This window comes from Kineothrix sp. IPX-CK, assembly GCF_039134705.1.
Classification (GTDB): Bacteria; Bacillota; Clostridia; order Lachnospirales; family Lachnospiraceae; genus Kineothrix; species Kineothrix sedimenti.
In genome coordinates, this window is the sequence record NZ_CP146256.1 from 310,643 (window position 1) to 334,774 (window position 24,132).

Sequence of the window (24,132 nt, forward strand, 5' to 3'; positions counted from 1 at the left end):
ATGTTAGAGACAAAAGTCTGACGAAAGTCAGTCGCTGAACGAGCGAAAGCTCGCAGACAGCAGACCAGCCTGCGTTCCTCACGCTAGAGGGACGAGAACAGGTTAAGCAAGAAAGAGCACAGGGTGGATGCCTTGGCACTGAGAGCCGAAGAAAGACGTGATAAGCTGCGAAAAGCTGCGGGGAGGAGCAAATATCCTATGATCCGCAGATATCTGAATGGGGAGACCCACATAAGAAGACCTTATGTATCCTTACGTGAATCCATAGCGTAAGGAAGGGAACCCGGTGAACTGAAACATCTAAGTAGCCGGAGGAGAAGAAAACAACAGTGATTTCCGAAGTAGCGGCGAGCGAACCGGAAGGAGCCCAAACCGGAGTGCGTGCACTCCGGGGTTCGGACCGCATCAACTGATTCAGGAAGGGTAACGGAATGGTCCTGGAAAGACCAGCCAGAGAGGGTGAGAGCCCCGTACGTGAAACCAGACCAGACAGAGCGGTATCCAGAGTACCACGAGACACGAGAAACCTTGTGGGAATGAGCGGGGACCACCCCGTAAGGCTAAATACTCCTCAGTGACCGATAGCGCATAGTACTGTGAAGGAAAGGTGAAAAGGACCCCGGGAGGGGAGTGAAAGAGAACCTGAAACCCTGTGTTTACAAGCTGTGGGACCACGTTAAGGTGGGACCGCGTACTTTTTGTAGAACGGTCCGGCGAGTTGTGCATACTGGCAAGGTTAAGCACTTAAGGTGTGGAGCCGAAGGGAAACCGAGCCTTAATAGGGCGCAAATATCAACTAAGTTGATATAGTCAGTATGTGCAGACCCGAAACCGGGTGATCTATCCATGTCCAGGTTGAAGTTGCCGTAAAAGGCAATGGAGGACCGAACGCACATCCGTTGAAAAGGGTGGCGATGAGGTGTGGATAGGGGAGAAATTCCAATCGAACCCGGAGATAGCTGGTTCTCCTCGAAATAGCTTTAGGGCTAGCCTCATAAAAAGTCTTGCGGAGGTAGAGCACTGAATACCCTAGGGGGCGTCAAAGCTTACCGAAGGTTATCAAACTCCGAATGCCGTGAAGATGTTATATGGGAGTCAGACTGCACGAGATAAGTTGGGCAGTCAAAAGGGAAAGAGCCCAGACCTACAGCTAAGGTCCCAAAGTGCGTGTTAAGTGGAAAAGGATGTGGGATTTCAAAGACAACTAGGATGTTGGCTCAGAAGCAGCCACACATTCAAAGAGTGCGTAATAGCTCACTAGTCGAGAGGTCCTGCGCCGAAAATGTCCGGGGCTGAAACACGACACCGAAGCTTAGGAATCATACATTCGTATGATTGGTAGAGGAGCATTGCTGATGCAGGGAAGCGGTACCGTAAGGAGCCGTGGAGCGTCAGGAAGAGAGAATGCCGGAATGAGTAGCGAGAAAGAGGTGAGAATCCTCTTGGCCGAATATCCAAGGATTCCAGAGTAAAGCTGATCTGCTCTGGGTAAGTCGGGGCCTAAGGCGAGGCAGAAATGCGTAGCCGATGGACAACAGGTGGAGATTCCTGTACTGCATAATGACAGAACTGTAGGGACGCATGTGGAGCGCATGAGCCGGGAAAGGAAAGACCGGTGCAAGCGAGGTAGGAGAGGAAGAGGCAAATCCCTTTCTCAATCCAAAGGCGTGAAGCGGAGCGAAATAAAGTAGCGAAGCATGCAAGCCATGTGCCAAGAAAAGCTGCTATTGTTCATTATGTACCCGTACCGTAAACCGACACAGGTGGATGAGGAGAGAATCCTAAGGCCGGCGGGAGAAGCATTGTCAAGGAACTCGGCAAAATGACCCCGTAACTTCGGGAGAAGGGGTGCCCCAGAAATGGGGCCGCAGAGAATAGGCTCAAGCAACTGTTTAGCAAAAACACAGGTCTATGCAAAACCGAAAGGTGAAGTATATGGGCTGACGCCTGCCCGGTGCTGGAAGGTTAAGAGGAGAGGTCAGGGCAACCGAAGCCTTGAATTTAAGCCCCAGTAAACGGCGGCCGTAACTATAACGGTCCTAAGGTAGCGAAATTCCTTGTCGGGTAAGTTCCGACCCGCACGAAAGGCGTAATGATTTGAGCGCTGTCTCGACAATGCACCCGGTGAAATTGAAGTACCAGTGAAGATGCTGGTTACCTGCGCCAGGACGGAAAGACCCCATGGAGCTTTACTCCAGCTTGATACTGGGATTCGATGCTGTATGTACAGGATAGGTGGGAGGCAATGAAGTGGAGACGCCAGTCTCCATGGAGCCAATGTTGGGATACCACCCTTGCAGTATTGGATTTCTAACCGAGGGCCATGAATCTGGTCCCGGGACAATGTCTGGCGGGGAGTTTGACTGGGGCGGTCGCCTCCGAAAGGGTATCGGAGGCGCTCAAAGGTTCCCTCAGAATGGTCGGAAACCATTCGCAGAGTGCAAAGGCATAAGGGAGCTTGACTGCGACACCGACGGGTGGAGCAGGTAGGAAACTAGGACTTAGTGATCCGGTGGTATAACGTGGGATTGCCATCGCTCAACGGATAAAAGCTACCCTGGGGATAACAGGCTTATCACTCCCAAGAGTTCACATCGACGGAGTGGTTTGGCACCTCGATGTCGGCTCATCGCATCCTGGGGCTGTAGTAGGTCCCAAGGGTTGGGCTGTTCGCCCATTAAAGCGGTACGCGAGCTGGGTTCAGAACGTCGTGAGACAGTTCGGTCCCTATCCGGCGCAGGCGTAGGATATCTGAGAGGAGCTGTCCTTAGTACGAGAGGACCGGGATGGACGGACCGCTGGTGTATCTGTTAGGTACCAGACCTATGGCAGAGTAGCCAAGTCCGGCAGGGATAAACGCTGAAGGCATCTAAGCGTGAAGCCCCCCTCAAGATGAGATATCCCATACAAAGCTTGCTTTGTATTAAGACCCCTTGGAGAGTACGAGGTAGATAGGCTTAAGGTGGAAGCGCAGCAATGCGTGGAGCTGATAAGTACTAATCGGTCGAGGGCTTATCCTTGTAAGGCTGGTTAATGAGTAATGAGTAAAGAACACTCATAAGACACTCATAATGAGTAGAAAACACTCATAAGACGCTCATAAGAGACAGGAAAGAAACGGATGGAAGAGATAGGAGAGAGTGACAGGTGAACAACACCTGTAGTAGGTAGATTTCCGAAAGGGAAGAAGCCTGTTGGTATTCGGTTTTGAGGGTATGGCCCCTTAAAGAAACAGATTCCTCGATAGCTCAATGGTAGAGCACGCGGCTGTTAACCGCGGGGTTGTAGGTTCGAGCCCTACTCGGGGAGTAACAAGTAGAGGACACTTGTAACAAGTAGAGGACACTTGTAGCAAGTAAGAAATACTTGTAACTAGTATAAGACACTAGTAAGGAAGTACCTGACCGTGGCGAGGTCCACAGGAAAGAGATAAGGCTCCGTGGTCAAGCGGTCAAGACACCGCCCTTTCACGGCGGTAACACGGGTTCGATTCCCGTCGGAGTCATTTTAAGTCGATAAGTTACAGCACATCAATAAGATTTTTGATTGATGCTAATTGACTGTGGTTTATCGATTTGTTATAATTACATTTGATATGGCGTCTTAGCCAAGTGGTAAGGCATGGGACTGCAACTCCCTGATCATCGGTTCAAATCCGTTAGACGCCTCTCTTTAGAACCCCGAAAGTATTGATTTTACGGGGTTTTTTCTTATTCATAAAAACTGTTTTCACTCTTTTAGACCTCTACCTCCGTTTTTTCATTCATCATTTTCCCAATATTTCTAATTTTTCTAAGCATCGTTCTAAATCAAATAAAGTTGTTTCATAGGGTAACCATCAAATGACTGGTTTTAATCGTTCAGCATATCCACTAGATTATGTTTTCCAATTTCATCCGTATGTAAGTACGTTCTTATAACGACTTTGTAATTGTCACCCAGCAGCTCGGCTACCGCTTTAATTCTTGGTGACTTGAAGTTTTGCTTAATAGCTTTGTTGCAAAGGTATGCCGCAGTGTGTGTGAACTATAATGCTTTATTCCACATTTTCTTAGAATGCGATTCAAAGTTTCTTGGATATTTCTGTTTGTAGGAAATCTTCCATCTTTTGAAATTGCCATAAGTTCACCTGCACGCAATCCGGTATTTAACATAAGTACCAGGGCTGTACCATAGCGGTACTTTAGAGTCCCATACCTCTTATTGCTTAGAGCTATTTCTTTCATTTTTTAAAGGCATTCTTCAGGCAAAATTTCAATCTCTTTGGTTACTATTCCAACAGCAGATTCGTCCGGTAGTTCTACCGTTGCAAAAGGATCCTAACTTTCAGGAAAATCCTTCTCTTCCTTTCCATGCTTTATCATTGAGCGTGAAAAAGATAAGCTTTATTGATTGTGGATAAGCTATACTTGTCCTGCAAATCATTTACCATTCTTACCTCTGAAGGTTGTGCCATCGCCTTTGTTGCGCCGAGTTTTTGTTACTTTTTCATTTGTCATAGATTTAGCACCTTTCATCGAAAAGAACTTCTCTATGCAAATAAGTAATAACACCATCGATTGACAAGGTCACACACGGTTGGATAGGACCTTGTCAATCAATGGTAACTATTATATTTAGATAGATTTTACATAAAAGTAACCTAAAGAAGATAGAAAAGAATTCCTAAATTGGTTACCATGGTATTATTGTTCGTTGCTATAAAAAGAAGGAAGGAGTTAAAAATGGATATTACAATCAAAGACTTGACCAAGTCTTATGAAAATTTTAGAGCAGTTGATGGAATGAATTTACATATAAAGGACGGAGAACTTGTTGGGTTATTAGGACCATCTGGTTGTGGAAAATCTACTACTTTATTTATGCTAGCTGGATTGCTGGAGCCTACGGAAGGAAAAATATTTTTCGGAGAGTTTGATATTACAAAAATTCCTCCTGAGGATCGTGAAATTGGATTGGTTTTTCAAAACTATGCGCTATATCCGCATATGACAGTAGAAGATAACATTATGTTTCCTCTGATTAACCGGAAGGTGAATAAGAATAAAGCAAGAGAACGTGTTTATGAAATGGCAAAACTGGTAAAAATGGAAGACTTGATGAAGCGTAAGCCAAAGTCTTTATCCGGTGGGCAACAGCAACGGGTGGCTATTGCAAGAGCTCTTGTGAAAGAGCCGAAGGTTCTTTTGCTTGATGAGCCCCTTTCTAATCTGGATGCAAAGTTACGTATAGATATGAGGGAAGAAATCAGACGTATCCAGAAGAAAGTAGGAATAACGACCATTTTTGTTACTCATGATCAGGAAGAGGCTATGAGTATTTCAGATCGTATTGCTGTAATGGAAAAGGGAATTGTGCAGCAATATGAAGTACCACAGGGAATGTATTTAAATCCTAAAAATCTTTTTGTGGCACAGTTTTTAGGAATGCCTCAAATTAATTGCTTCCCAGCAAGGGTGATTGAAAAAGAGTTATGGTGTGAAGATGTAATGCTTTGCGGTGAGTGTAATTTAGAAAATGGCGACTATACCGTTGGAATACGTCCTGAAGCATTTGAGATTTGTGAAGAAGGAATTGAAGTTGAGGCATTACAAACTCGAATGACAGGAAAGGATTTGTTAATATATTTTTCTTTGGCAGGTCAGGATATGAAAGCGTTAGTCCATTCTGATATGCAGATTAGTGAAGGAAGTAAATTTCATATTCGGATTAGAAAACATCATATTGTAGTGTTTGATGAAAATGGAAAGACCATAAATAAATGTTGAATAATAGATTAGATTGAAAATAAATTTTTACAGCATAATAAATTACGCTTCCAAATATTGTGCCTAATATGTGCAGGCATATATGGTTCGAGGTTTGCAGGGCGTGAGAAAGGCATTGTTTTTGTATGAAGAAATCGAGTTTAAAGGGATATCTATACTTAATGCCGGCACTGATTATCATTTTAGTGTTTACAGCATATCCACTGATAAGAGTAATACTAATGAGTTTTTATGAGGATTACAGCATTATTAGCGGTAATCATAATGGCATCGGATTTGCAAATTATAAAGAGCTTTTTGATGATAAAGTGTTTTTAAAGGCGTTAAGAAACACGGGGATTTATGTTGTTTTCGTGGTGCCATGTTCGATAGTGCTATCTCTGTTGCTTGCAGTACTGCTAAACAGTAAAATACGATTAAAAGGTTTTTTTCAAGCCTTGTTTTTTCTTCCTTACGTGACAAGTGTAATTGCAATTGGTATTGTATGGAGCTGGATTTTTAACAGCAACTATGGATTATTAAATTATATACTTGGTATATTTCACATTGAAGGAATACCCTGGCTCAATTCGCCGGATTATGCTCTTTGGGCGCTGATTATTTTCAGCATATGGAAGAGTTTGGCATTTGATATTCTTATTTTTTTGGCGGGATTACAGACAATATCACCGGATTTGTATCATGCGGCACGGGTGGATTCCACACCGAAACGGAGGGTGTTTTTTAAGATTACAGTGCCGTTATTATCTCCGATGATCACCTACGCATTTGTTATGGGGATGATCAACGCCTTTAAGGTATATAATGAAGTCTTTTCTTTATTTAATGGAAAGGCGGGACCCGCAAATAGTGCTATCACTGTTGTGTATTACATATATGACAAATTTTATAATAGCGCTGAATATGGAGTAGCTGCTGCAGGAGCTGTGGTTTTATTTGCAATTATTCTAGGGCTAACTATGTTTCAAATGAAGTTAAGAGGGAATAAAGCAGAGAAGTAGATGGGAGTCAGGCATGAAGGATAAAAAGTATCAACATTATATATATACTATGGTTAAATACATAATTCTGATTATCGGAGGAATATTTACACTTCTTCCATTTGTCTGGATGATCAGTTCTTCCCTGAAAACCGGATCGGAAATCGTAAGGATACCATTGGTTCTTTTTCCGGAGTATCCCCAGTTTAATAACTACGTTATGGCATGGGAAGCAGCTCCGTTTGCACGATATATGATAAATACAGTTTTGGTAAGTGTTTTAACTACAATAGGGGTATTGATTACAACTACTTTAGCAGCATTTGCATTTTCAAGATTAGAATTTCCGGGCAAGAAAATTGTATTTTCTTTATTGGTAGCCACTTTAATGATTCCTGGGGAGATGTTGATTATTACTAATTTTATAACGATTACAAAGTTGAAATGGATTGACTCTTATCAGGCATTGATTGTTCCATGGCTGTCAAATGTCTTTTATATTTATTTGCTGACACAGTTTTTTATACAAGTTCCTGAATCCCTATATTTGGCGGCAAAAGTAGACAAGTGCAGTGATTTTAAATATATGGTAAATATTATGGTACCAATAAACAAAAATGCATTGGTGACAATTGCAATCTTAAATTTTATAGGTTCATGGAATTCCTTTATGTGGCCGCTTTTAGTTACAAATTCGCAGAATATGCGTTTGTTGTCCAATGGATTGATTCGTTTCCAGACGGAAGCAGGTTCTTCTTATGAATTGATTATGGCGGCATCCTGTATTTTAGTTATGCCAATTGTTCTCTTATATATTTTTTTAAGAAGACATATCATTGAGGGAGTTGTAATGGGTGGAATCAAGGGATAAGCCAGTATTACTGGTTCAAATATATCCAACGGAGTTAAAATGAAATAATTTTAAGATTATAAATGAGAGGAGAAAACATGAAATTTAAAAAATTATTAACAGGGTTATTCCTGACAACTCTTACAGCAGTAGCTTTTACAGGCTGTGGACAAAACGATAGTGGTCAGACGGAAGCAACAAATATTGAGACTGAGGTACCGGAAAGTGAAAGTGTAACACAGTCAGAAAGTGATAGCAGTCAGGAAGAGGCAGCGGCTGCCCAGCCGGCGGAAATTGAATTTTGGCATGCAATGAGTGGACAACAGGAAACTACCCTGGCAAGTCTTACCGATCAGTTTAACAATGAAAATGAATATGGAATCAAAGTAACACTTGTGAATCAGGGCGGCTACAATGATCTAAATACAAAACTGACTGCGAATGCGGTTGCAGACACACTTCCTGATATGGCACAGGCATATAATAATTGGCTTACACCTTATTTAGACAAAGTAATTCACCTGGACGATTTTGTGGCAAATAATTTTGATAATTACGATGATATTATTGAAGGATACCGTGACGAAACAAGTCAGTTTGAATTTATCAGTGGTGTGCCTTTTAACAAAAGTACATATGTGTATTTCTATAACAAGACCTTGTTTGATGAACTTGGATTAACACCACCTAAGGCATGGGAGGATTTGGTTACCATTGGTGAAAAGTTTAAAAGAGAAAAAAATATGGTTTCCTTAGGCTATGATGATCTGGCAGGAATGCTGGAAGCGGATTTGAACCAGAATAGTGTGGAATATATTTCCAAAGAAGGAGCTTTATTTAACAGCGAGGGTGGACTTGAAACAATACAATTCATTTTGGATCTTTATGGAAATGGATATGCCCGCCTTGCAGGAGAAGATGGATATTTCTCCGGTCCGTTAAGTAACCAGATCATTGCAGCCTATGTTGGTTCCAGTACAGGTGTATCCTATATTGATACATCATCAGGGTGGGAATTGGGAGTAGCACCACTTCCGGGTAACAAGGTAAATGCAGCAAATCAGGCAGGAACAAATTTAGTAATGTTTTCAACTGATGAAAACAAACAAAATGCCGCTTGGGAATACATGAAGTTTTTAACCTCCACGGATGCTACTTTGCAATGGGCAATGGAAACCGGATACCTTCCTATTCGTACATCAGCTTATGAATCGGAAACCTATCAGAGCTTTATGAAGACAGATGCGACATCGACAGCGGCATATTCCCAGTCAGAATGTTTCTTTAGTACACCAACTTTTGATGGCAGTTATGATGTTATGTCGACTGTAAATTCCAAAATGGAAGAATTTATATTAAATGGGACAGAAGCAGAGACGGCTTTGGAAGAGTTAGTAGATGCGATAAATGCTCAAGTACAGTAATTACCTTTAATTGATAGTATTCGCTCCGCATACGTCCGGTACGCGGAGCGAAATTTGCTTGCAGGGATAAAAATTTGGCCTTTGCGGCAGTTTTACTATAATAGTATTAGTAGAAATGAGGATAAGAATGACAAATATTACATTTTATAATGGATTGCGGGAAATTGGAGGAACTTTTATTGCAATAGAAACTGAAGTTTCCTGTCTTATGTTTGATTTTGGCTTTGCTGCGTCGAGACGAATGGATAATAAGATAAAGAACCGGCTGGAACATTACCCGGAGGATTGTGTCAGATTAGGCTTACTTCCTCAAATAGATGGAGTGTATAACAAAAAAGCTGCAGACCGATTGGGAGTGTTACCTTACGGAGAAGCCCAAAAGAAGTGCTATTTTATTATTTCCCATATGCATATTGATCATATGGGCGGACTTGGAATGCTGGATTCGGATATCCCCGTATATATGAGTGAAGAATCAAAGATACTTTATGGACTATTGGAGGAGCAAAAGGACATAGAATATCGTGCTCATCCTAATTGCATTGGAGTTCCATTTAAAGAGCAAATTGTGATGGGAGATATACTGGTAACAATACTGCCTGTCGATCATGATATAGTAGGTGCTTCCGGATTTCTAATTGAAACTCCTGATGGAAAGATTGCTTATACAGGGGACTATCGTTTCCACGGATTTCATTCGGATTATTCCTATGAATTTGCAGAACGGGCAAAGGGCGCGGATGTACTCATTACAGAAGGAGTCACTGTCAGCTTCGGTGATGTCAATTTATTAGAAGCAGATCGCCCGGAAGAGGAACGTACGGAGCTCACACTGCAAGAGGAAATGTATGAATACGCTAAAAATGAGAAGAAATTACTGGTGATTAATTCATATAACAGAAATATAGAGAGGATACATGCTCTTATTCATACATTAAAAAAAGCAGGCAGGACATTGGTTTTAGATACACTTCATGCTTCTTATGTCAGCGGCTTTTATCCAAATGACGAGATTTCTGTATATCAGGAGACAATGGATGATAAAGAAGTATCAAAAGATTGGAAAATAATTACCAAAACAGAACTTTTAACAAATTCCTCTGACTATGTGCTTCAGTTGGACTATTCCAATATGTATGAACTCCTTGATCTCGCATCTGTAATATCTTTATACATTCATATGGACGGTTCACCGCTGGGGGGTTATGATCCATCCTTTGAAATAATGATAAACTTATTAAACAGTCTGGCGATACCTTATAAGAATAAAGGCCTGGGGGGACATGCGGCTCCTTTTTACCTCAGATACATGATAGATACAATTGCACCGGATATCCTTGTTCCCATTCATAGTTTTCGACCGGAACAAGTGATATCAGAAAAGATAAAAAAGCAATTTCTGCCTCAATATGGGGATTGCATAAAATTACAAAAGGCATAATTGCAGAAATGAGGAAATATGAGAATATTAGTAGTAAATGATGATGGCATTGGTGCAGACGGACTTCGTCATCTGGTACAGATGGCGAAAGAACTTGGCGAAGTGTGGGTAGTGGCACCAAATCAACAATGCAGCGCTATGTCCCATAGAATCACAGTTCATGGAACAATAGACGTCATAAAAAAAGATTACTTAATTGACGGAGTGCATGCTTATGCTGTGGGGGGAACTCCGGCAGATTGTGTTAAGATTGGACTGCGATATCTATTGCCGCAAAAACCGGATATATTTTTTTCCGGTATAAATTATGGATATAATGTGGGTTTAGACATTTTGTATTCAGGTACGGTGGGAGCTGCAATGGAAGCCATAGTGAACGGAATACCGTCCATAGCATTTTCAAAGGAAATGAATGATAATTATGATGTGACAGATGCCTATTTACTTTCTATTACAAAAGAGCTTTTAAGCCGGAGTATACAAAAAAACCAAATTTGGAATGTTAATTTTCCCGGATGCAATATGTCTGAGCTTAGAGGTATTGTGGAGGATCGTATTCCGGCACAGGAACAATTTTATTCGGACCATTATGAGAGAACCGAACTGAAAAAGGATAACTTTCGTTTGAGAGCATGTGGTGTAAAGAATGAAAGCGCTAAGGAAGGAACTGATATGAAGGCAGTTTTAGAAAATTACATATCTATAGGGAAAGTTGATAACCATATACTTAGGTAGTTATATAGGAAACGTTTACTATTTCTCTATCTATATTGAACGTAAGCTCATTATGCTTCAATTGAATTTTTTGACAAATCCACGCGGAGCAAAGCCAAATTTCTTTGAAACGCCGCGGAAAAGTGGCTTACATTTGTATATCCTACGGCATAGGCCGATTTGCTTACATTATATCCGCCCTGCTCCAACAAAGCAAATGCTTTTTCGAGTATCTGCTCCCGTCTGAGAATACTTGTTTCTCAGACGGAAGCCTGTTACTTTATCATTTTTTTACCGGCATAGATACCTATTTTGCTTGCAATGCATAGGCGGCTGCGTCTTCACCGCCAAGACGCCCGGAAGTAAAGGAGTATCCGATTCCGACACCATTTCCAACATAAGTGTCGTTAAAGAGAACACCCTCTGATTCCAGTCCCACTGCATACAGTCCGTTAATGGGAAGCCTGTTATCATCCAGTACTTTAAATTGTGTATTTACCAACAGTCCGCCAACGGAGCCTAAATTATTAATTTTCGCAACAACTGCATAATAAGGGCCTTCGTCTCCCATATCTGTAAGGTATTCGGCGCTCTTTCCAAATGCAGTATCTTCACCTGTGGCAATGGCATTGCTATAATTTTCAAATTCTGCCGTAAATGTATCAACATCCATGCCAGCATTGACAGCCAGCTCTTCTATTGTATTTCCTTTGTAACCGTCACCATTTTCCACCATGGAATCGAATACGCTTATTACGTTCTTCCAGGGATTATCTAAGGTGAACTGTTCTGTAAAATCAGCATAGAATTCAGGAGGCAGTCCCGGTAACGACGGTGCATTCACACCATTCATTCCATTTGCTTCCAATTCTTTCAATTGGCTTGTAGAAACAATTACCATATGATATGCACCGTTAAATGCACTGGTATTGGCTGCAGCGACAGCAGTTAAAGTAGCAGCCTCATCACGGAATCTTGCACCGTTAGGGCCTACATTCATAAAATTAGGAAGATAGCAAAGCATCAATGGATAGCTTGCTTCAAAGGATTCATACTTTTTCTTCAAATTATCTGTTGCAGTAGATAATGTCTGGTGAAGCATCTGACCTCCGATGTTGTCAGGAATCTTGGCACCAGCTTCCCAGGCCATTTCCAAACCTTCGCCAATATTTTGTCCCAAACCACCGTTAATTCCTTCAAATCCAAAGAGTTCTTTTACCATCTTAGCGTTTGCAGCATAGCCGCCGGTTGCTAATACAACACTTGTTGCTGAAATTTCCAGAGTGGTTCCGTCTGCCTTTTCTGCGCTTACTCCAATTACATCTCCGGCCTCATTGGTTATTAATTTTTTACCGGTTGTTTCTGTAAGAACCTGACCGCCATTTTTCACAACTGCCTCGTCCAACATGGCTTTTAATAAATCCTGACGGTCTTCGTAGGCAGGTAACATATGCAGCTGTTCTCCACCAAAATTAATAAAAGTAGTGGGGTAACCTTTCTCGGCCAGCCAATCATAGGTTTCCCCTGATTTTGTAACATATTGTCTGATTGCAGCAGAATCTACCCGCCAATGATTGTTGACAATCCAATTGGCAATTTCTTCTTCTACATTGACTGTAACATCATTATCAAGAGCCGCGGAAGAATTATAGAATTTACCTGCCCAGGATAAGTTACTTGTACCACCGATTACCGATGTCTTTTCAATTAGAATGACCTTGGCTCCCTTATCAGCAGCTGACACAGCAGCTGAGACACCGGAAGCACCGGCACCGATTACTACGACATCAGCTGATAATTGCTCGGTTTCACCTTCATTTTCTTTGGCTACGATTTTGTTTTTCAAGGATTCTACATCACCGCCGGCCTGCGAAACAGTGTCTTCAATTGCTGCAAGTAAGCCATTGCTTGTCATAGTCGCACCTGATATCGCATCTACAGCAAGGGTCTGTCCTCCAAGAACCTGTTCTTTAATGGAGTCCAGAGCAGATGTGCCAATGCCATCTGTCTCTGACTGGCTTAAGATCTGAATATCCGTTATTTCAGTTTCACTAAATGTAACCTCTACTGTTATAGTACCATCTTTGCCTTCTGCTTCTGCCTTATACGTACCGGGTGTAAATTCAGCATTCGCAGCTTGTGCAGTATCTTCAGTCGCCTCCTTCGCGGTGGTGTCTGATTCTTGGTTTTCGGTAGTTTGACCGCAGCCTGTAAAAAGAGCAGCTGTCATCATCATAGCTAAAACCAAAAATAAAATACGTTTACTTTTTTTCCTTTTCATCTTTTCCTCCCTGAGTATACAATATATTCTTTATCTAAGAAATTCCTAGACAGATGTATCATAAACTCTGGTCTAAGACCAAGGTCAATAGTTTGTTATTTATCAAACGATTAAAATGCAATAATAATAAAATTTCATAATTTAATTGTCATTTAATGGGAATATTAACTTCTAAAAGAGATTGGCGTCTTTTTTTAGTGTGCTCGGTCAGAATAATTCTTCCAAAAACATCACCATTCATACAGTGTTTTTTTTCATGCATTTCGTCAATCATAAACTGAAGGGTATCTTTGGTGATAAATTCCTCCGAAGAAAGTATCAAAGAAGAGATATATGTTTTAGGCTCGATATATTCAACTAAATCGTCCATCCTAAGATTCAGGCTATGAAAACTTTCCTCATAAAGGGCCAGCCCCCAATTATAATCAAAGGAATGCTCCGTAGATAAAATCTTGCTCTCACTGATTCGAAAAGAAAAGAAGGAATGCTGTATGTATTCCATCCATTCCCTTACTTTTTCTATGAGTTGATCGTTCTTTACGAGATCATTTTTATTCGTTTGTTTAATTCTATAAATTCCTGGATAATGGCGAATGGAACATCGATATAACTCATCATCTACGTTTCCAAGTCTAAGGAGTATGTTATTTATTTTCTGTAATAATAATTCTTTCTGCTTAATTTCATCCTCCAACTCCTTTGCCCTTATATAAATCTTATCGCAGATTGTGTCAAAATCACCTGATTGTATAAGCTTCGCCACTTCCGGCATGGAGAAACCAAGACTTCGGTACCATCTGCTCATCAGCATATTTCGTGCGTCAAAATCATCAAAATACCGGTAATTATTGTGTTCCTCCTTTTCGGGAGTTATGATATTGTATTTTTCATAAAGTCTTAACGTGTCAACGGTAACACCTAATAATTCTGCAAATTTACTTATGGTATATTTCATTGCACTCTCCTTAACGGCCGTCATTTCATTTGTGCGAAAAAATCCTCTTTGGATGAGCATATTATAAGCTTACCGTCAATCTTACCAAAATATTTATCAGTTAATTCAGGGCACTTCTTACGACACTTGCCTATGCACTCGAACTTTAATTTGCAATCCACGTCCTTTGCCCATGACTTAATTTCCTTATTATCAAAATTAGAACAATGTTTGCACACCTTTACTTTTTTCATAATAGATCTCCTCCCGGAAAAATAGGACCTTTCAGTTTGATTTCTCTGTTTCTTTTGTTGTGATTCCCCTTCGGATAATTTTCCAAGAAGAACCTTACCTAATCCTTATCATTAATATGATAATCCATATAATGAATGAAATCAAATACTTTTAAATACCGTTCCTGTCATATTATGGTCGTCTTACTGTAAGGACAGAAAACATCTTCATAAGATACTAAGATAATTAGAAATCTATTGGGATATTAATCGATATGAAATTCAGGTAATCTAATAATATCTTAATGATACGTCGATGCTTGGCGGATCAATGGCATTAGAAAGAGGTTTCTTGCCGGGAGATGGGAGGAGGTATTGCCATGAATATGCGGGCATTAATCTATAACGGGCCGAAAAATATCCGGGTAGAGGATGCGAAAGTTTCGGAAGTGGGAGATACAGATGTTTTAATTAAGATTAAATATTGCGGGGTGTGCGGTACAGATATACATATATACAGCGGAGATGGCGGAGCCTTTGAAGCTGCCCCACCACTGATCATGGGACACGAATTCTCAGGAATTGTGGAAAGAACAGGAGCAAAAGTAAGCAAAATAAAGGCCGGGGATTTAGTAACAGTGGATCCCAATAACATGTGCGGTGAGTGCTACTATTGCAACAATGCAACGGAGCAATTTTGTGAAAATGTGATTGGAATCGGAACAACCTGCGACGGTGGTTTTGCACAATATTGTGTTGTTTGTGAGAAACAGGTATTCAAGTTTAAGGAAGGCATGGATGCGTTAACCGCTGCCATGACCGAACCGGTATCCTGCTGTCTGCATGGTATTGATTTATGCAATATTAAGCTTGGAGATGAGGTACTGGTCATCGGCGGAGGCCCTATTGGTCTTATCATGCTGCAGCTGGCGAGGATGGCCGGGGCCAGCAAGATTATCCTTTCAGAGCCGGTAGCGGAAAAAAGAGAAATGGGAATCAAGCTGGGTGCAGATCTTGTGATCGATCCGCTAAAGGAAGATATGGAAGCTGTACTGAAAGAAAATTGTAAGAATGTTAATGTGGTAATTGAATGTGTGGGAAATATTCGGACTATTGACACTGCCGTAAGATGTGCCGGAAAGGGAGCAACGGTTATGATGTTCGGACTTACAGGACCTAATACGAATTTACCTGTCGATCCGGAAGTGATATTTAAAAAGGAGTTAAAGCTTACCTCATCCTTCATTAATCCATATACATTTGAAAGGTCAATTGCAATCTTAGAGTCCGGGCAGCTGAATGTGACAGATATGATTAGTGATATCATTCCTCTTGAAGACTGTGTGAAGGCTTTTGAGAATGAGGATTACCGGAGAAAAGGAAAGGTTGTTATTCAATTAAACGGCTAGTCGAAGACTGAGCGCACTACTGTGAAATAGACAGCTTAAGGTCAAGGCTGTTTATGATATAAAAACTATAAAATATATTAGGAGGAAAGTAAATGAAAAAGAGAATCATTAGTTTGTTACTGGTTGGAGTAATGGCATTCTCCGGGCTGGTAGGCTGCGGTACAGCGCCTGCCAAGGAAACGGTGGAGACCAAAACAGAGGAAGCAAAAACAACAGAAGCCGTAACAGAACCTGCAAAAGAAGAGGAGACTACCGAGGCGTCTGAAACTGAGAACTTCAAGGTTGGTATTACGCTTCAGTCACTTGAAAACAGCTACTGGGCAGGAGTATTCGGCGAAGTAGAAAAGCTTCTGAAGGAAAAGGGATGGGAGTACACCATTCTTGCTTGTAACGATAACTCCGCTACACAGATTCAGCAGATTGAGAACTTTGTAACCAATCAGGTTGACCTGATTATGGTTCATCCTTCCGATCCCAATGCAATTGAGGATTACTTAAAGCAGGCAAGAGATGCAGGCATTAAGGTAATGTGCTGGGACGATGCAATGACAAACACAGATCTTAACTGGATTCTTGATAATACTAAGTTAGGATATGCAATTGGTCAAGAGGCGGCCAACTTCATTAATGAGCATTATGCAGACGGAAGTGTAGCTGAAGTGGCAATCATGAATTACCCTCAGACACCGATTCTTCTTGAAAGAGAAACGGGTATCCTGAATGCTCTTGAAGAAATCGCAGGCGGTAAATACAAAGTTGTTGCACAGCAGCCGGCACTTGATGCTCAGGCAGCAATAACCAATATGGAAACAATTCTTCAGGCTAACCCTGATACTAAAATTGTCTGCTCCATCGGTGCAGGCGGTGACATCGGCGCTAACCAGGCATTTATGACAAAGATGGAAGGTGAAATTCCCGACGATATGGGTATCTTCTCGGCAGATGCTACACAGCAGCAGTTAGAGGCGATTGTGAACGGTGAAGCTACGAGAGCATCCGTAGGTTTTGAAGGTTCTAATAAGAAAACAGCGGAAGCAGTTGTTGATCTTTATGAGAGACTCCTTAACGGTGAAACATTTGCAGAGCAGAATCTGGTAAGACCGCTTCTTGTTATCGACAGCTCAAATGCAGCGGAATACCTGGCAGATTATAAATAATAGAAAATAGTAGCACAGATTATGAATGTGGAGTTATTCCAGAAGGATAACTCCACATTCAAAAACAAGAATGCGTGGTGTAAATAATGAAAGATGAATATATTTTGGAACTGCAACATATTAGAAAAGAATATCCCGGTGTAGTTGCGCTAAAGGATGTTTCTCTGGAGGTAAAAAAGGGTGAAATTCTTGCATTGATTGGAGAGAATGGCGCCGGAAAATCCACGTTGATTAAGACCTGTTCCGGTGCAGTTATCCCTACCTCCGGTAAAATAGTGATTAATGGGAAGGAATTTACCCATATGTCCCCTCAGCTTGCTGCAGAAAATGGGATAGCAATTATTTACCAGGAATTCAATAATGTAAAAGGGCTTTCGGCTGCTGAGAATCTTTTCCTGGGAAACCCGATCAGGAAGGGAATCATTGTTGATAAAAAAGCGATGGAGAAAGAAGCTGAAAAAGCGTTTGCACAATTGAATATTAAGATTGACCCAAAGACTCTGGTTGGGGATCTTACTGTCGGTTATCAGCAGATGATCGAGATTGCCAAGGCAATTTTGCAGGATGCAAAGGTGCTGATTATGGATGAACCCTCTGCTCCGCTCACTAATGCCGAAGTTGAGAGTATGTTCAAAGTATGTGAATTGCTAAAAGAAAAGGGAGTATCTATCATATACATTTCCCATAGGCTGGAAGAGATATACAGACTATCGGATCGCATTGTAGTACTGCGTGACGGTGAATATATCAAAACCCTGATAACAAAGGATTCCCATGTTGATGAACTGATCCAGTTGATGGTGGGACGTTCTTTGAGTGAGACATTTCCTCCGCGTGAGACAGATTATAAAAAGGATGAAGTTATTCTGGAGCTGCAGAATATAAGTGGTAATGGAGATAAGGACATTAATTTACAGGTTCGTAAAGGTGAAATTCTTGGGCTTGGCGGCCTGGTAGGTGCCGGCAGGACAGAACTGGTACAGATGATTTTTGGTGCTGCAAAGAAGACAGAAGGAAAGATGCTGTTTAAAGGAAAAGAAATCAATCCCAAGTCTCCGAGAGAAGCGATTGACATTGGAATTGCGCTGGTGCCCGAGGATCGTAAACGCCATGGTGTATTGCTTGGAGTATCCATAAAAAATAATATTAATATGCCAATATACAAGAAGATATCCAGAGCGTCAGTAATTAACAATAAAAAGGAATTGGAAATAGCAAAGAAATACGAACATGAATTATTAATTAAAACCCCTACATTGCATCAATTAGTAAAAAATTTAAGCGGAGGAAATCAGCAGAAAGTCATTATTGGCAAATGGCTTGCTGCGAATTCAGAATTGATTATCTTTGATGAGCCGACACGCGGAATCGATGTAGGCGCCAAAGCTGAGATTTATAAGCTGATGAACGAAGTAATCGCGAATGGTAAAACAATTTTATTAATTTCATCAGAAATGGAAGAATTAATGGGAATGTCAGATAGGATTATAGTTTTGGCAGAAGGCCGGATCACCGGTGAATTGAAAAAAGAAGAATTTAATCAAGAAACTATAATGAAAATGGCATCTGCCGTTTAGGAGGTTAAGATGAAGAACACAATCATAAAAGTATTAAAAGAAAAAGCTATATGGGTTGTATTTATCATTCTGTTTATAGCATTTTCACTGGCAAACCCCAGGTTTTTATCCTCAAGTAATTTGTTTACCATAGCACGTCAGGTATCCATGTTAGGTATTGCATCCATAGGAATGACTTTTGTCATCCTAATTTCCGGTATTGACCTTTCTACCGGTTCTATTATTACCTTTGTTAATATTGTAGCAGCGTTTTTAATGGTAAATATGGGATTTGGTATGGTTGCTGCTATTATTGTATCCTTACTGTTATCTATGCTTGTTGGCGTTCTGAACGGCTGTCTGATATCGACGATCGGAATTCCGGCGATTATCGCGACCTTTGCGACACAGATTGTCTTTGAAGGCGCCTCCTATCTTATCAGCGGAGGAACACCGATTTATGGCTTTGACGAAAGATTTAAAGTAATAGGCCAAGGTTATCTGGGGCCTGTTCCTGTTCCGGTAATTATTATGATTGTCTGCTTTGCAATCGGTTCCTTTATCTTGAATAAGAGTTACTTCGGACGCTACTTCTATGCAGTCGGCGGCAACGAAGAGGCAGCAAAGCTTTCCGGTATCAGAGTAGGCATTACAAAGTATCTGGTATATGCATTATCCGGTTTATTTGCAGGTCTTGCCGGTATCGTTATGTTATCACGCACCAATTCAGCGCAGCCTACGGCAGGTTTGGGATATGAATTCGATGTTATTACATGTGTTGTACTCGGTGGAGTATCCATCACCGGCGGTTACGGTAAGATGTCGAATGTAATAGCGGGTGTATTGATCATAGGAATTCTTACCAATGGTATGGTTCTTATGAATGTAAGTACTTATATGCAGATGGTTGTAAAGGGCATTGTACTTGTGCTGGCAGTAGGCTTTGACAGCTTACAGAAAAAAAGAGCGCTTACTTAAGGTTTATAAGATTAAAAGTTTTGAAGAAAAATTCAAAATTAAAACATAGTAAAGCAATTTGGTAAATAGTCAAGAAGTATTTTGATTTGTTTTTCGTACAGAAGGGTAACTTTAATAGACCTACGGCTTTCATAACAAAAACGTAGATTTAGAATGAGATATGAATTACCTACTCTTTTCCGGAGAGTAGAGTTGGCTCTTGTCCAGCAGACCATAGAGCAGACGTATAAATTTACGGGAAGTCAACGCGAGTGCACGTTTGTGCTGATGGTTTCTTGTTTCAGCATATTTCTTATGATAGAAGTGTTCATACTCAGGACAGTGTCTTATAACACTTCCAGTTGCTTCAATGATGTAATACCGAAGGTAACGGTTGCCAGCCTTACTCATATGTTTGTCTTCTGATTCAAAATCGCCTGAATCATTATCATTCCAAACGATACCGCAGTATTTTGCGAGTGAGTCAGCACTTTGAAAAACTTTAACAGAACCTATTTCAGCAAGAATTCCGGCAGAGTAAACCTTGCCAATTCCAGGGATGGAATTAAGCACTGTATATTCCTCGGGATTTAACCCTTGCACAGTTTGAAGGATTGCTTTATCAATTGCTTTTAATTCCTTCTCAAAAGAGCTGATGCAGTTAAATGAGGAGGCAATTGATATCGTAAGTGGCTCATATAGGCATTTATCAAGCCTGTATGAATTACGAGCTGCAGCCTGTATTATCTTAGCTGTTTCTTCCGGATCTGCGATGCGACCTTTACTTTTAGAGCTAATGAATACAACAAGGTCTTCAATAGAGGTATTTACTATGTCCTCATTTGTTGTGAACTCTGTAAGAATAGCCTCGGCTGTAGCACCATATTTATTTGAAAAAGGATGCTCTCCATTGCGTAATAAGGCATACTCACTGAACTTCAGAAAAATGTTATTTAACATATATGTTTTCTCTCTGGCAATACATTCAGTGATGTGCATACGATGTCTGGTAAGGCGTTGTAAGGCGAGATATTGGGAACCACGCCAAGGCTTGATGCTGATACGGCCAACACGGGCAAAATCAGCAATAACAAAGGAATCTATGCCATCATTTTTTCCAATGTCGTTGAAGGACTTTTTGTAATTCTTCACTTCCTTTGGATTGAGGCAATAAACACGGACGGAAAATGGAGCTAATAGATCGCTGGCTGAAAGGTAATTGGCCAGATGAACTCCATAAAATCCTGTTGATTCCATGCCGATTACAACGAATTTGAACTGATGATTTGCAGTAAGGACATCAACAATTAGACTTTCAAGAAGAGCTGCACCTTCTTGAGTATTTTCAATAGATTTCATTTTTATGAAGAACTCCTGATTAAAATCAAGTGCAGAAATAACATGAATACGGGATGCAATATCAATCCCAACAAAAAGCGTTGAGAGGTAATCGATTTTTTCTTTCACGGATAGTCACCACCTTTCATAGCAGAATAAAAAGAATGTAATCATGGCTTGTCCCAGATCACTACGCCACCCTAACCCTCGCGTTATTAGCATTCTCCGGTAAGAAATACCCTGCTGGTGGCTAGATACCAGGATGCAGCATTTGTGTAATAAGTCTTAGCGTAGCATTAGGGCTGCAAGCTTTCTTGGCAATAACAAAATGTTTTGCTGGAGAATTAAAGCAGTGACCACAGCTACAGTTCTTGTGAACTTAATTGTAACATCTGGGACCATGACTATAAAGCAACTTATTAACAATGTAGGTATAACAAGATGACCAACAATTCATCTAATACCTATATCATAAAAAATAAGTCTATAGCCTCTATGATTGAGGTCTATAAACTTATAATACGAGGAGAATATGCAAATGGGAATCATGGAGAGAATGAGATTAGACGGCAAGGTATCGTTTGTGACAGGCGGAGCGAGAGGAATCGGCAAGGCGATAGCTGTTGCGCTGGCCGAGGCGGGAAGCCATGTGGCGATAGTTGATGTAGATATAGAGGAATCTGAAAAGACGGCGAAGGAAATCTCGGATTCTACAGGCGTGAGGACAATCGCAATAAAAGCGGATGTTACGAGCCAGGCAGATGTAGACCAAATGATTGATACGATTGTTAAAGAATTCGGCAAATTGGACGTTGCCTTCTGTAATGCAGGTATATGCTTAAACATCCCGGCAGAGGAGATGACTCTGGATCAGTTTAAGAAGGTGATCGATATCAATCTGACCGGCGTATTCTTAACCTCACAGGCAGCAGCCAAGGTTATGTTAAAGCAAGGCAAAGGTTCTATTATCAATACGGCATCCATGTCCGGACATATCGTTAATGTGCCCCAACCGCAGTGCTCCTACAATGCTTCCAAGGCAGGAGTGATTCAATTGACGAAATCCATGGCAGTTGAATTTGCAAAACGCGGTGTAAGAGTTAACTGCATCAGTCCGGGATATATCGGAACAGAGCTTGTATTGAATGCACCACATCTAAAAGCTCTCATCGATCAGTGGAATGCAATGGCACCTATGGGCAGAATGGGACGTACGGATGAGTTACAGGCGATTGCTGTTTATCTCGCAGGTGACACCAGTGATTTCACCACCGGATCGGACTTTGCTATTGACGGAGCATTCACCTGCTTCTAAGCAGACAGTTTCGGTTGCTCATAGATGCTAGGAGGAAGATGATGAAAAAATATACCATTGGTATCGACTATGGAACTCTGTCGGGGCGCGTAGTACTGGTAGATGTTGAAAACGGCGAAGAAATTTGTTATTCCGTACTGGAATATAAGCATGCCGTTATGGATAAGTATTTACCGGACTCTAAGGAGCGTCTGGCAAGTGAAACCGCGTTACAGCATCCGCAGGATTATTTGGATGTTCTGAAGACAGCAATTCCCGAAGTACTTAGAACAGGCAATGTCAGTAAAGAACAAGTTATTGGAATTGGTGTTGACTTTACATCCTGCACAGTGCTCCCTGTAGACAAAGACGGTACGCCGCTTTGCTTTAAAGAAGAATTTAAGAACAGGCCGCATGCGTATGTAAAGCTTTGGAAACACCATGCAGCACAAAGCGAAGCAGACTTATTTAATGAAGTTGCCCATCGCAGAGGTGAAAAATTCATGGCCCGTTACGGAGGCAGAATGTCTTCCGAGTGGGTAGTTCCCAAGGCAATGCAAATACTTCATGAAGACGAGGAAATCTATCAGGCAATGGATCGCTTTATGGAGGCCGGTGACTGGGTAGTCATGATGCTTGTCGGAGAAGAAAAAAGAAGCCTGTGTCAGGCTGGTTATAAGGCAGTGTGGTCTAAGAGGGATGGATATCCTGATAAGGAATTTTTTGCACAGCTGGATCCTGAGATGGAGAACTTCGTAGAGGAGAAATTAAGCAATCATATATATGCAACAACAGACCTTGCGGGATATCTTACCGAGAGTGCGGCGGAGTTAACCGGTCTCGCGGAAGGAACTCCTGTAGCAGTGGCAAATATAGATGCGCATGTAGCATTGCCGGCTGTCAGGATCACAGAGCCGGGAAAGATGCTTATGATTATGGGAACCAGTACCTGTCACATCATGATGAGCAAGGAAGAACATTTTATTCCCGGTGTCGGCGGTGTGGTAGAAGATGGTGTGGTCCCGGGATATTATGCTTATGAAGCAGGTCAGGCATGTGTTGGTGACCATTTTGACTGGCTTGTAAATAACTGCGTATCAAGCAGCTATGAGAAGGAAGCCGCTGAAAAAGGAATCAGCATCCATCAGCTTCTTGAGGAAAAGGTAAGAGACCAGCTCCCGGGAGAAAGTGGGCTCATCGCTTTGGATTGGTGGAATGGAAACCGCAGTATCTTAACAGATGCCGATTTGAGCGGACTGCTGTTAGGGGCTACCCTGCAGACGAAGCCGGAGGAGATTTACCGCGCTCTGGTGGAAGCTACCGCCTATGGCACGAGGATTATTATAGAAGCTTTTGAAGAAGGAGGAGTTCCTATTGAGGAGCTTTATGCAGCCGGAGGAATTGCGCGTAAAAGTGAGCTGACGATGCAGATTTATGCAGATGTGACCAATAAGGAAATCCGGATATCCGCGTCAAAGCAGGCGCCGGCTCTTGGAGCCGCCCTGTTCGGAGCAGTTGCAGCAGGAGCCGGAAGAGGTGGTTATGATACTATTGAGGAAGCCTCAGAACATATGTCCCGTCTTCAAGATAAAGTATACATTCCAAATGCCGATAATGTACGAAGATATGATGAGCTGTTTAAAGAGTATAAGCTTTTGCACGATTATTTCGGAAAAGGCGGAAATAATGTTATGAAACGTCTCAAAAGCATTAAGAATGATGCAATGAGAGCCAAAAGGTAATATGTTGGGATGTTCCTGCTTATGGGGGCATCCCATTTTAAAAAATAAAAGGGG

The 24,132-nt window shown here is 41.4% G+C and carries 17 protein-coding genes, 3 tRNA genes and 1 rRNA gene; 16 read left to right on the forward strand and 5 right to left on the reverse strand.

Annotated features, from left to right (window positions below; genetic code table 11):
• Positions 1-100 precede the first annotated feature (100 nt).
• From V6984_RS01485 to V6984_RS01500, 4 genes are all read left to right on the forward strand, one after another.
• Positions 101-3,020: ribosomal RNA gene (locus V6984_RS01485) — 23S ribosomal RNA — on the forward strand.
• A gap of 217 nt (positions 3,021-3,237) precedes the next feature.
• Positions 3,238-3,309, forward strand: a tRNA-Asn gene (locus V6984_RS01490).
• 124 nt (positions 3,310-3,433) lie between these two features.
• Positions 3,434-3,505, forward strand: a tRNA-Glu gene (locus tag V6984_RS01495).
• Positions 3,506-3,597: 92 nt separating this feature from the next.
• A tRNA-Cys gene (locus tag V6984_RS01500) sits at positions 3,598-3,668 on the forward strand.
• A gap of 282 nt (positions 3,669-3,950) precedes the next feature.
• Here V6984_RS01500 and V6984_RS22285 read toward each other — a convergent pair.
• Positions 3,951-4,226 (reverse strand): tyrosine-type recombinase/integrase, encoded by a 276-nt coding sequence (locus tag V6984_RS22285; RefSeq protein ID WP_425324225.1) that lies wholly within the window; start codon positions 4,224-4,226, stop codon positions 3,951-3,953.
• Between the two features lie 498 nt (positions 4,227-4,724).
• Between V6984_RS22285 and V6984_RS01505 the strand changes: the two genes are divergently transcribed.
• The 6 genes from V6984_RS01505 (at position 4,725) to surE (ending at position 11,198) form a co-directional block, all read left to right on the forward strand.
• Complete coding sequence (locus V6984_RS01505) at positions 4,725-5,768, forward strand: ABC transporter ATP-binding protein (RefSeq protein ID WP_342758057.1); 1,044 nt, start codon at positions 4,725-4,727, stop codon at positions 5,766-5,768.
• A 125-nt stretch (positions 5,769-5,893) separates the two neighbouring features.
• Entirely contained in the window at positions 5,894-6,769 is an 876-nt protein-coding gene (locus V6984_RS01510; RefSeq protein WP_342758058.1) for a sugar ABC transporter permease, read from the forward strand.
• 49 nt (positions 6,770-6,818) lie between these two features.
• Positions 6,819-7,619 carry a carbohydrate ABC transporter permease gene (locus tag V6984_RS01515; RefSeq protein ID WP_342758059.1) on the forward strand — a complete coding sequence of 267 codons (801 nt, stop codon included), beginning with the start codon at positions 6,819-6,821 and terminating at the stop codon, positions 7,617-7,619.
• Between the two features lie 77 nt (positions 7,620-7,696).
• Positions 7,697-9,022: an ABC transporter substrate-binding protein gene (locus tag V6984_RS01520; RefSeq protein ID WP_342758060.1), complete on the forward strand. Its 1,326-nt coding sequence runs from the start codon at positions 7,697-7,699 to the stop codon at positions 9,020-9,022.
• 127 nt (positions 9,023-9,149) lie between these two features.
• Positions 9,150-10,463: an MBL fold metallo-hydrolase gene (locus V6984_RS01525; RefSeq protein ID WP_342758061.1), complete on the forward strand. Its 1,314-nt coding sequence runs from the start codon at positions 9,150-9,152 to the stop codon at positions 10,461-10,463.
• A gap of 18 nt (positions 10,464-10,481) precedes the next feature.
• Positions 10,482-11,198, forward strand: a complete 717-nt coding sequence (surE, locus tag V6984_RS01530; RefSeq protein ID WP_342758062.1) for a 5'/3'-nucleotidase SurE — start codon at positions 10,482-10,484, stop codon at positions 11,196-11,198.
• 286 nt (positions 11,199-11,484) lie between these two features.
• Here the strand turns inward: surE and V6984_RS01535 are convergent, their stop codons facing one another.
• The 3 genes from V6984_RS01535 to V6984_RS01545 form a co-directional block, all read right to left on the reverse strand.
• The gene (locus V6984_RS01535) at positions 11,485-13,458 is read right to left on the reverse strand and encodes an FAD-dependent oxidoreductase (protein WP_342758063.1); all 1,974 of its coding nucleotides are present in this window, start codon (positions 13,456-13,458) and stop codon (positions 11,485-11,487) included.
• Between the two features lie 148 nt (positions 13,459-13,606).
• Entirely contained in the window at positions 13,607-14,413 is an 807-nt protein-coding gene (locus V6984_RS01540; RefSeq protein WP_342758064.1) for a MerR family transcriptional regulator, read from the reverse strand.
• Between the two features lie 20 nt (positions 14,414-14,433).
• Positions 14,434-14,646, reverse strand: coding sequence for a hypothetical protein (locus tag V6984_RS01545; protein ID WP_342758065.1), 213 nt, complete (start codon positions 14,644-14,646; stop codon positions 14,434-14,436).
• A 359-nt stretch (positions 14,647-15,005) separates the two neighbouring features.
• Here V6984_RS01545 and V6984_RS01550 point away from each other — a divergent pair, with 359 nt between their 5' ends.
• The 4 genes from V6984_RS01550 (at position 15,006) to V6984_RS01565 (ending at position 19,725) form a co-directional block, all read left to right on the forward strand.
• Entirely contained in the window at positions 15,006-16,034 is a 1,029-nt protein-coding gene (locus V6984_RS01550) for a zinc-dependent alcohol dehydrogenase family protein (RefSeq protein ID WP_342758066.1), read from the forward strand.
• A gap of 92 nt (positions 16,035-16,126) precedes the next feature.
• The gene (locus V6984_RS01555) at positions 16,127-17,191 is read left to right on the forward strand and encodes a sugar ABC transporter substrate-binding protein (RefSeq protein WP_342758067.1); all 1,065 of its coding nucleotides are present in this window, start codon (positions 16,127-16,129) and stop codon (positions 17,189-17,191) included.
• Positions 17,192-17,277: 86 nt separating this feature from the next.
• Positions 17,278-18,768: a sugar ABC transporter ATP-binding protein gene (locus tag V6984_RS01560; RefSeq protein ID WP_342758068.1), complete on the forward strand. Its 1,491-nt coding sequence runs from the start codon at positions 17,278-17,280 to the stop codon at positions 18,766-18,768.
• A gap of 9 nt (positions 18,769-18,777) precedes the next feature.
• Positions 18,778-19,725 (forward strand): ABC transporter permease, encoded by a 948-nt coding sequence (locus V6984_RS01565; protein WP_342758069.1) that lies wholly within the window; start codon positions 18,778-18,780, stop codon positions 19,723-19,725.
• 165 nt (positions 19,726-19,890) lie between these two features.
• Here V6984_RS01565 and V6984_RS01570 read toward each other — a convergent pair whose 3' ends face one another.
• Complete coding sequence (locus tag V6984_RS01570; RefSeq protein ID WP_342756534.1) at positions 19,891-21,171, reverse strand: IS110 family transposase; 1,281 nt, start codon at positions 21,169-21,171, stop codon at positions 19,891-19,893.
• A 409-nt stretch (positions 21,172-21,580) separates the two neighbouring features.
• On the opposite strand from V6984_RS01570, the gene V6984_RS01575 reads away from it, so the two are divergent.
• Positions 21,581-22,357 carry an SDR family oxidoreductase gene (locus V6984_RS01575; RefSeq protein WP_342758070.1) on the forward strand — a complete coding sequence of 259 codons (777 nt, stop codon included), beginning with the start codon at positions 21,581-21,583 and terminating at the stop codon, positions 22,355-22,357.
• Positions 22,358-22,395: 38 nt separating this feature from the next.
• The gene (locus tag V6984_RS01580) at positions 22,396-24,078 is read left to right on the forward strand and encodes a ribulokinase (RefSeq protein WP_342758071.1); all 1,683 of its coding nucleotides are present in this window, start codon (positions 22,396-22,398) and stop codon (positions 24,076-24,078) included.
• The last annotated feature ends 54 nt before the right edge of the window (positions 24,079-24,132 follow it).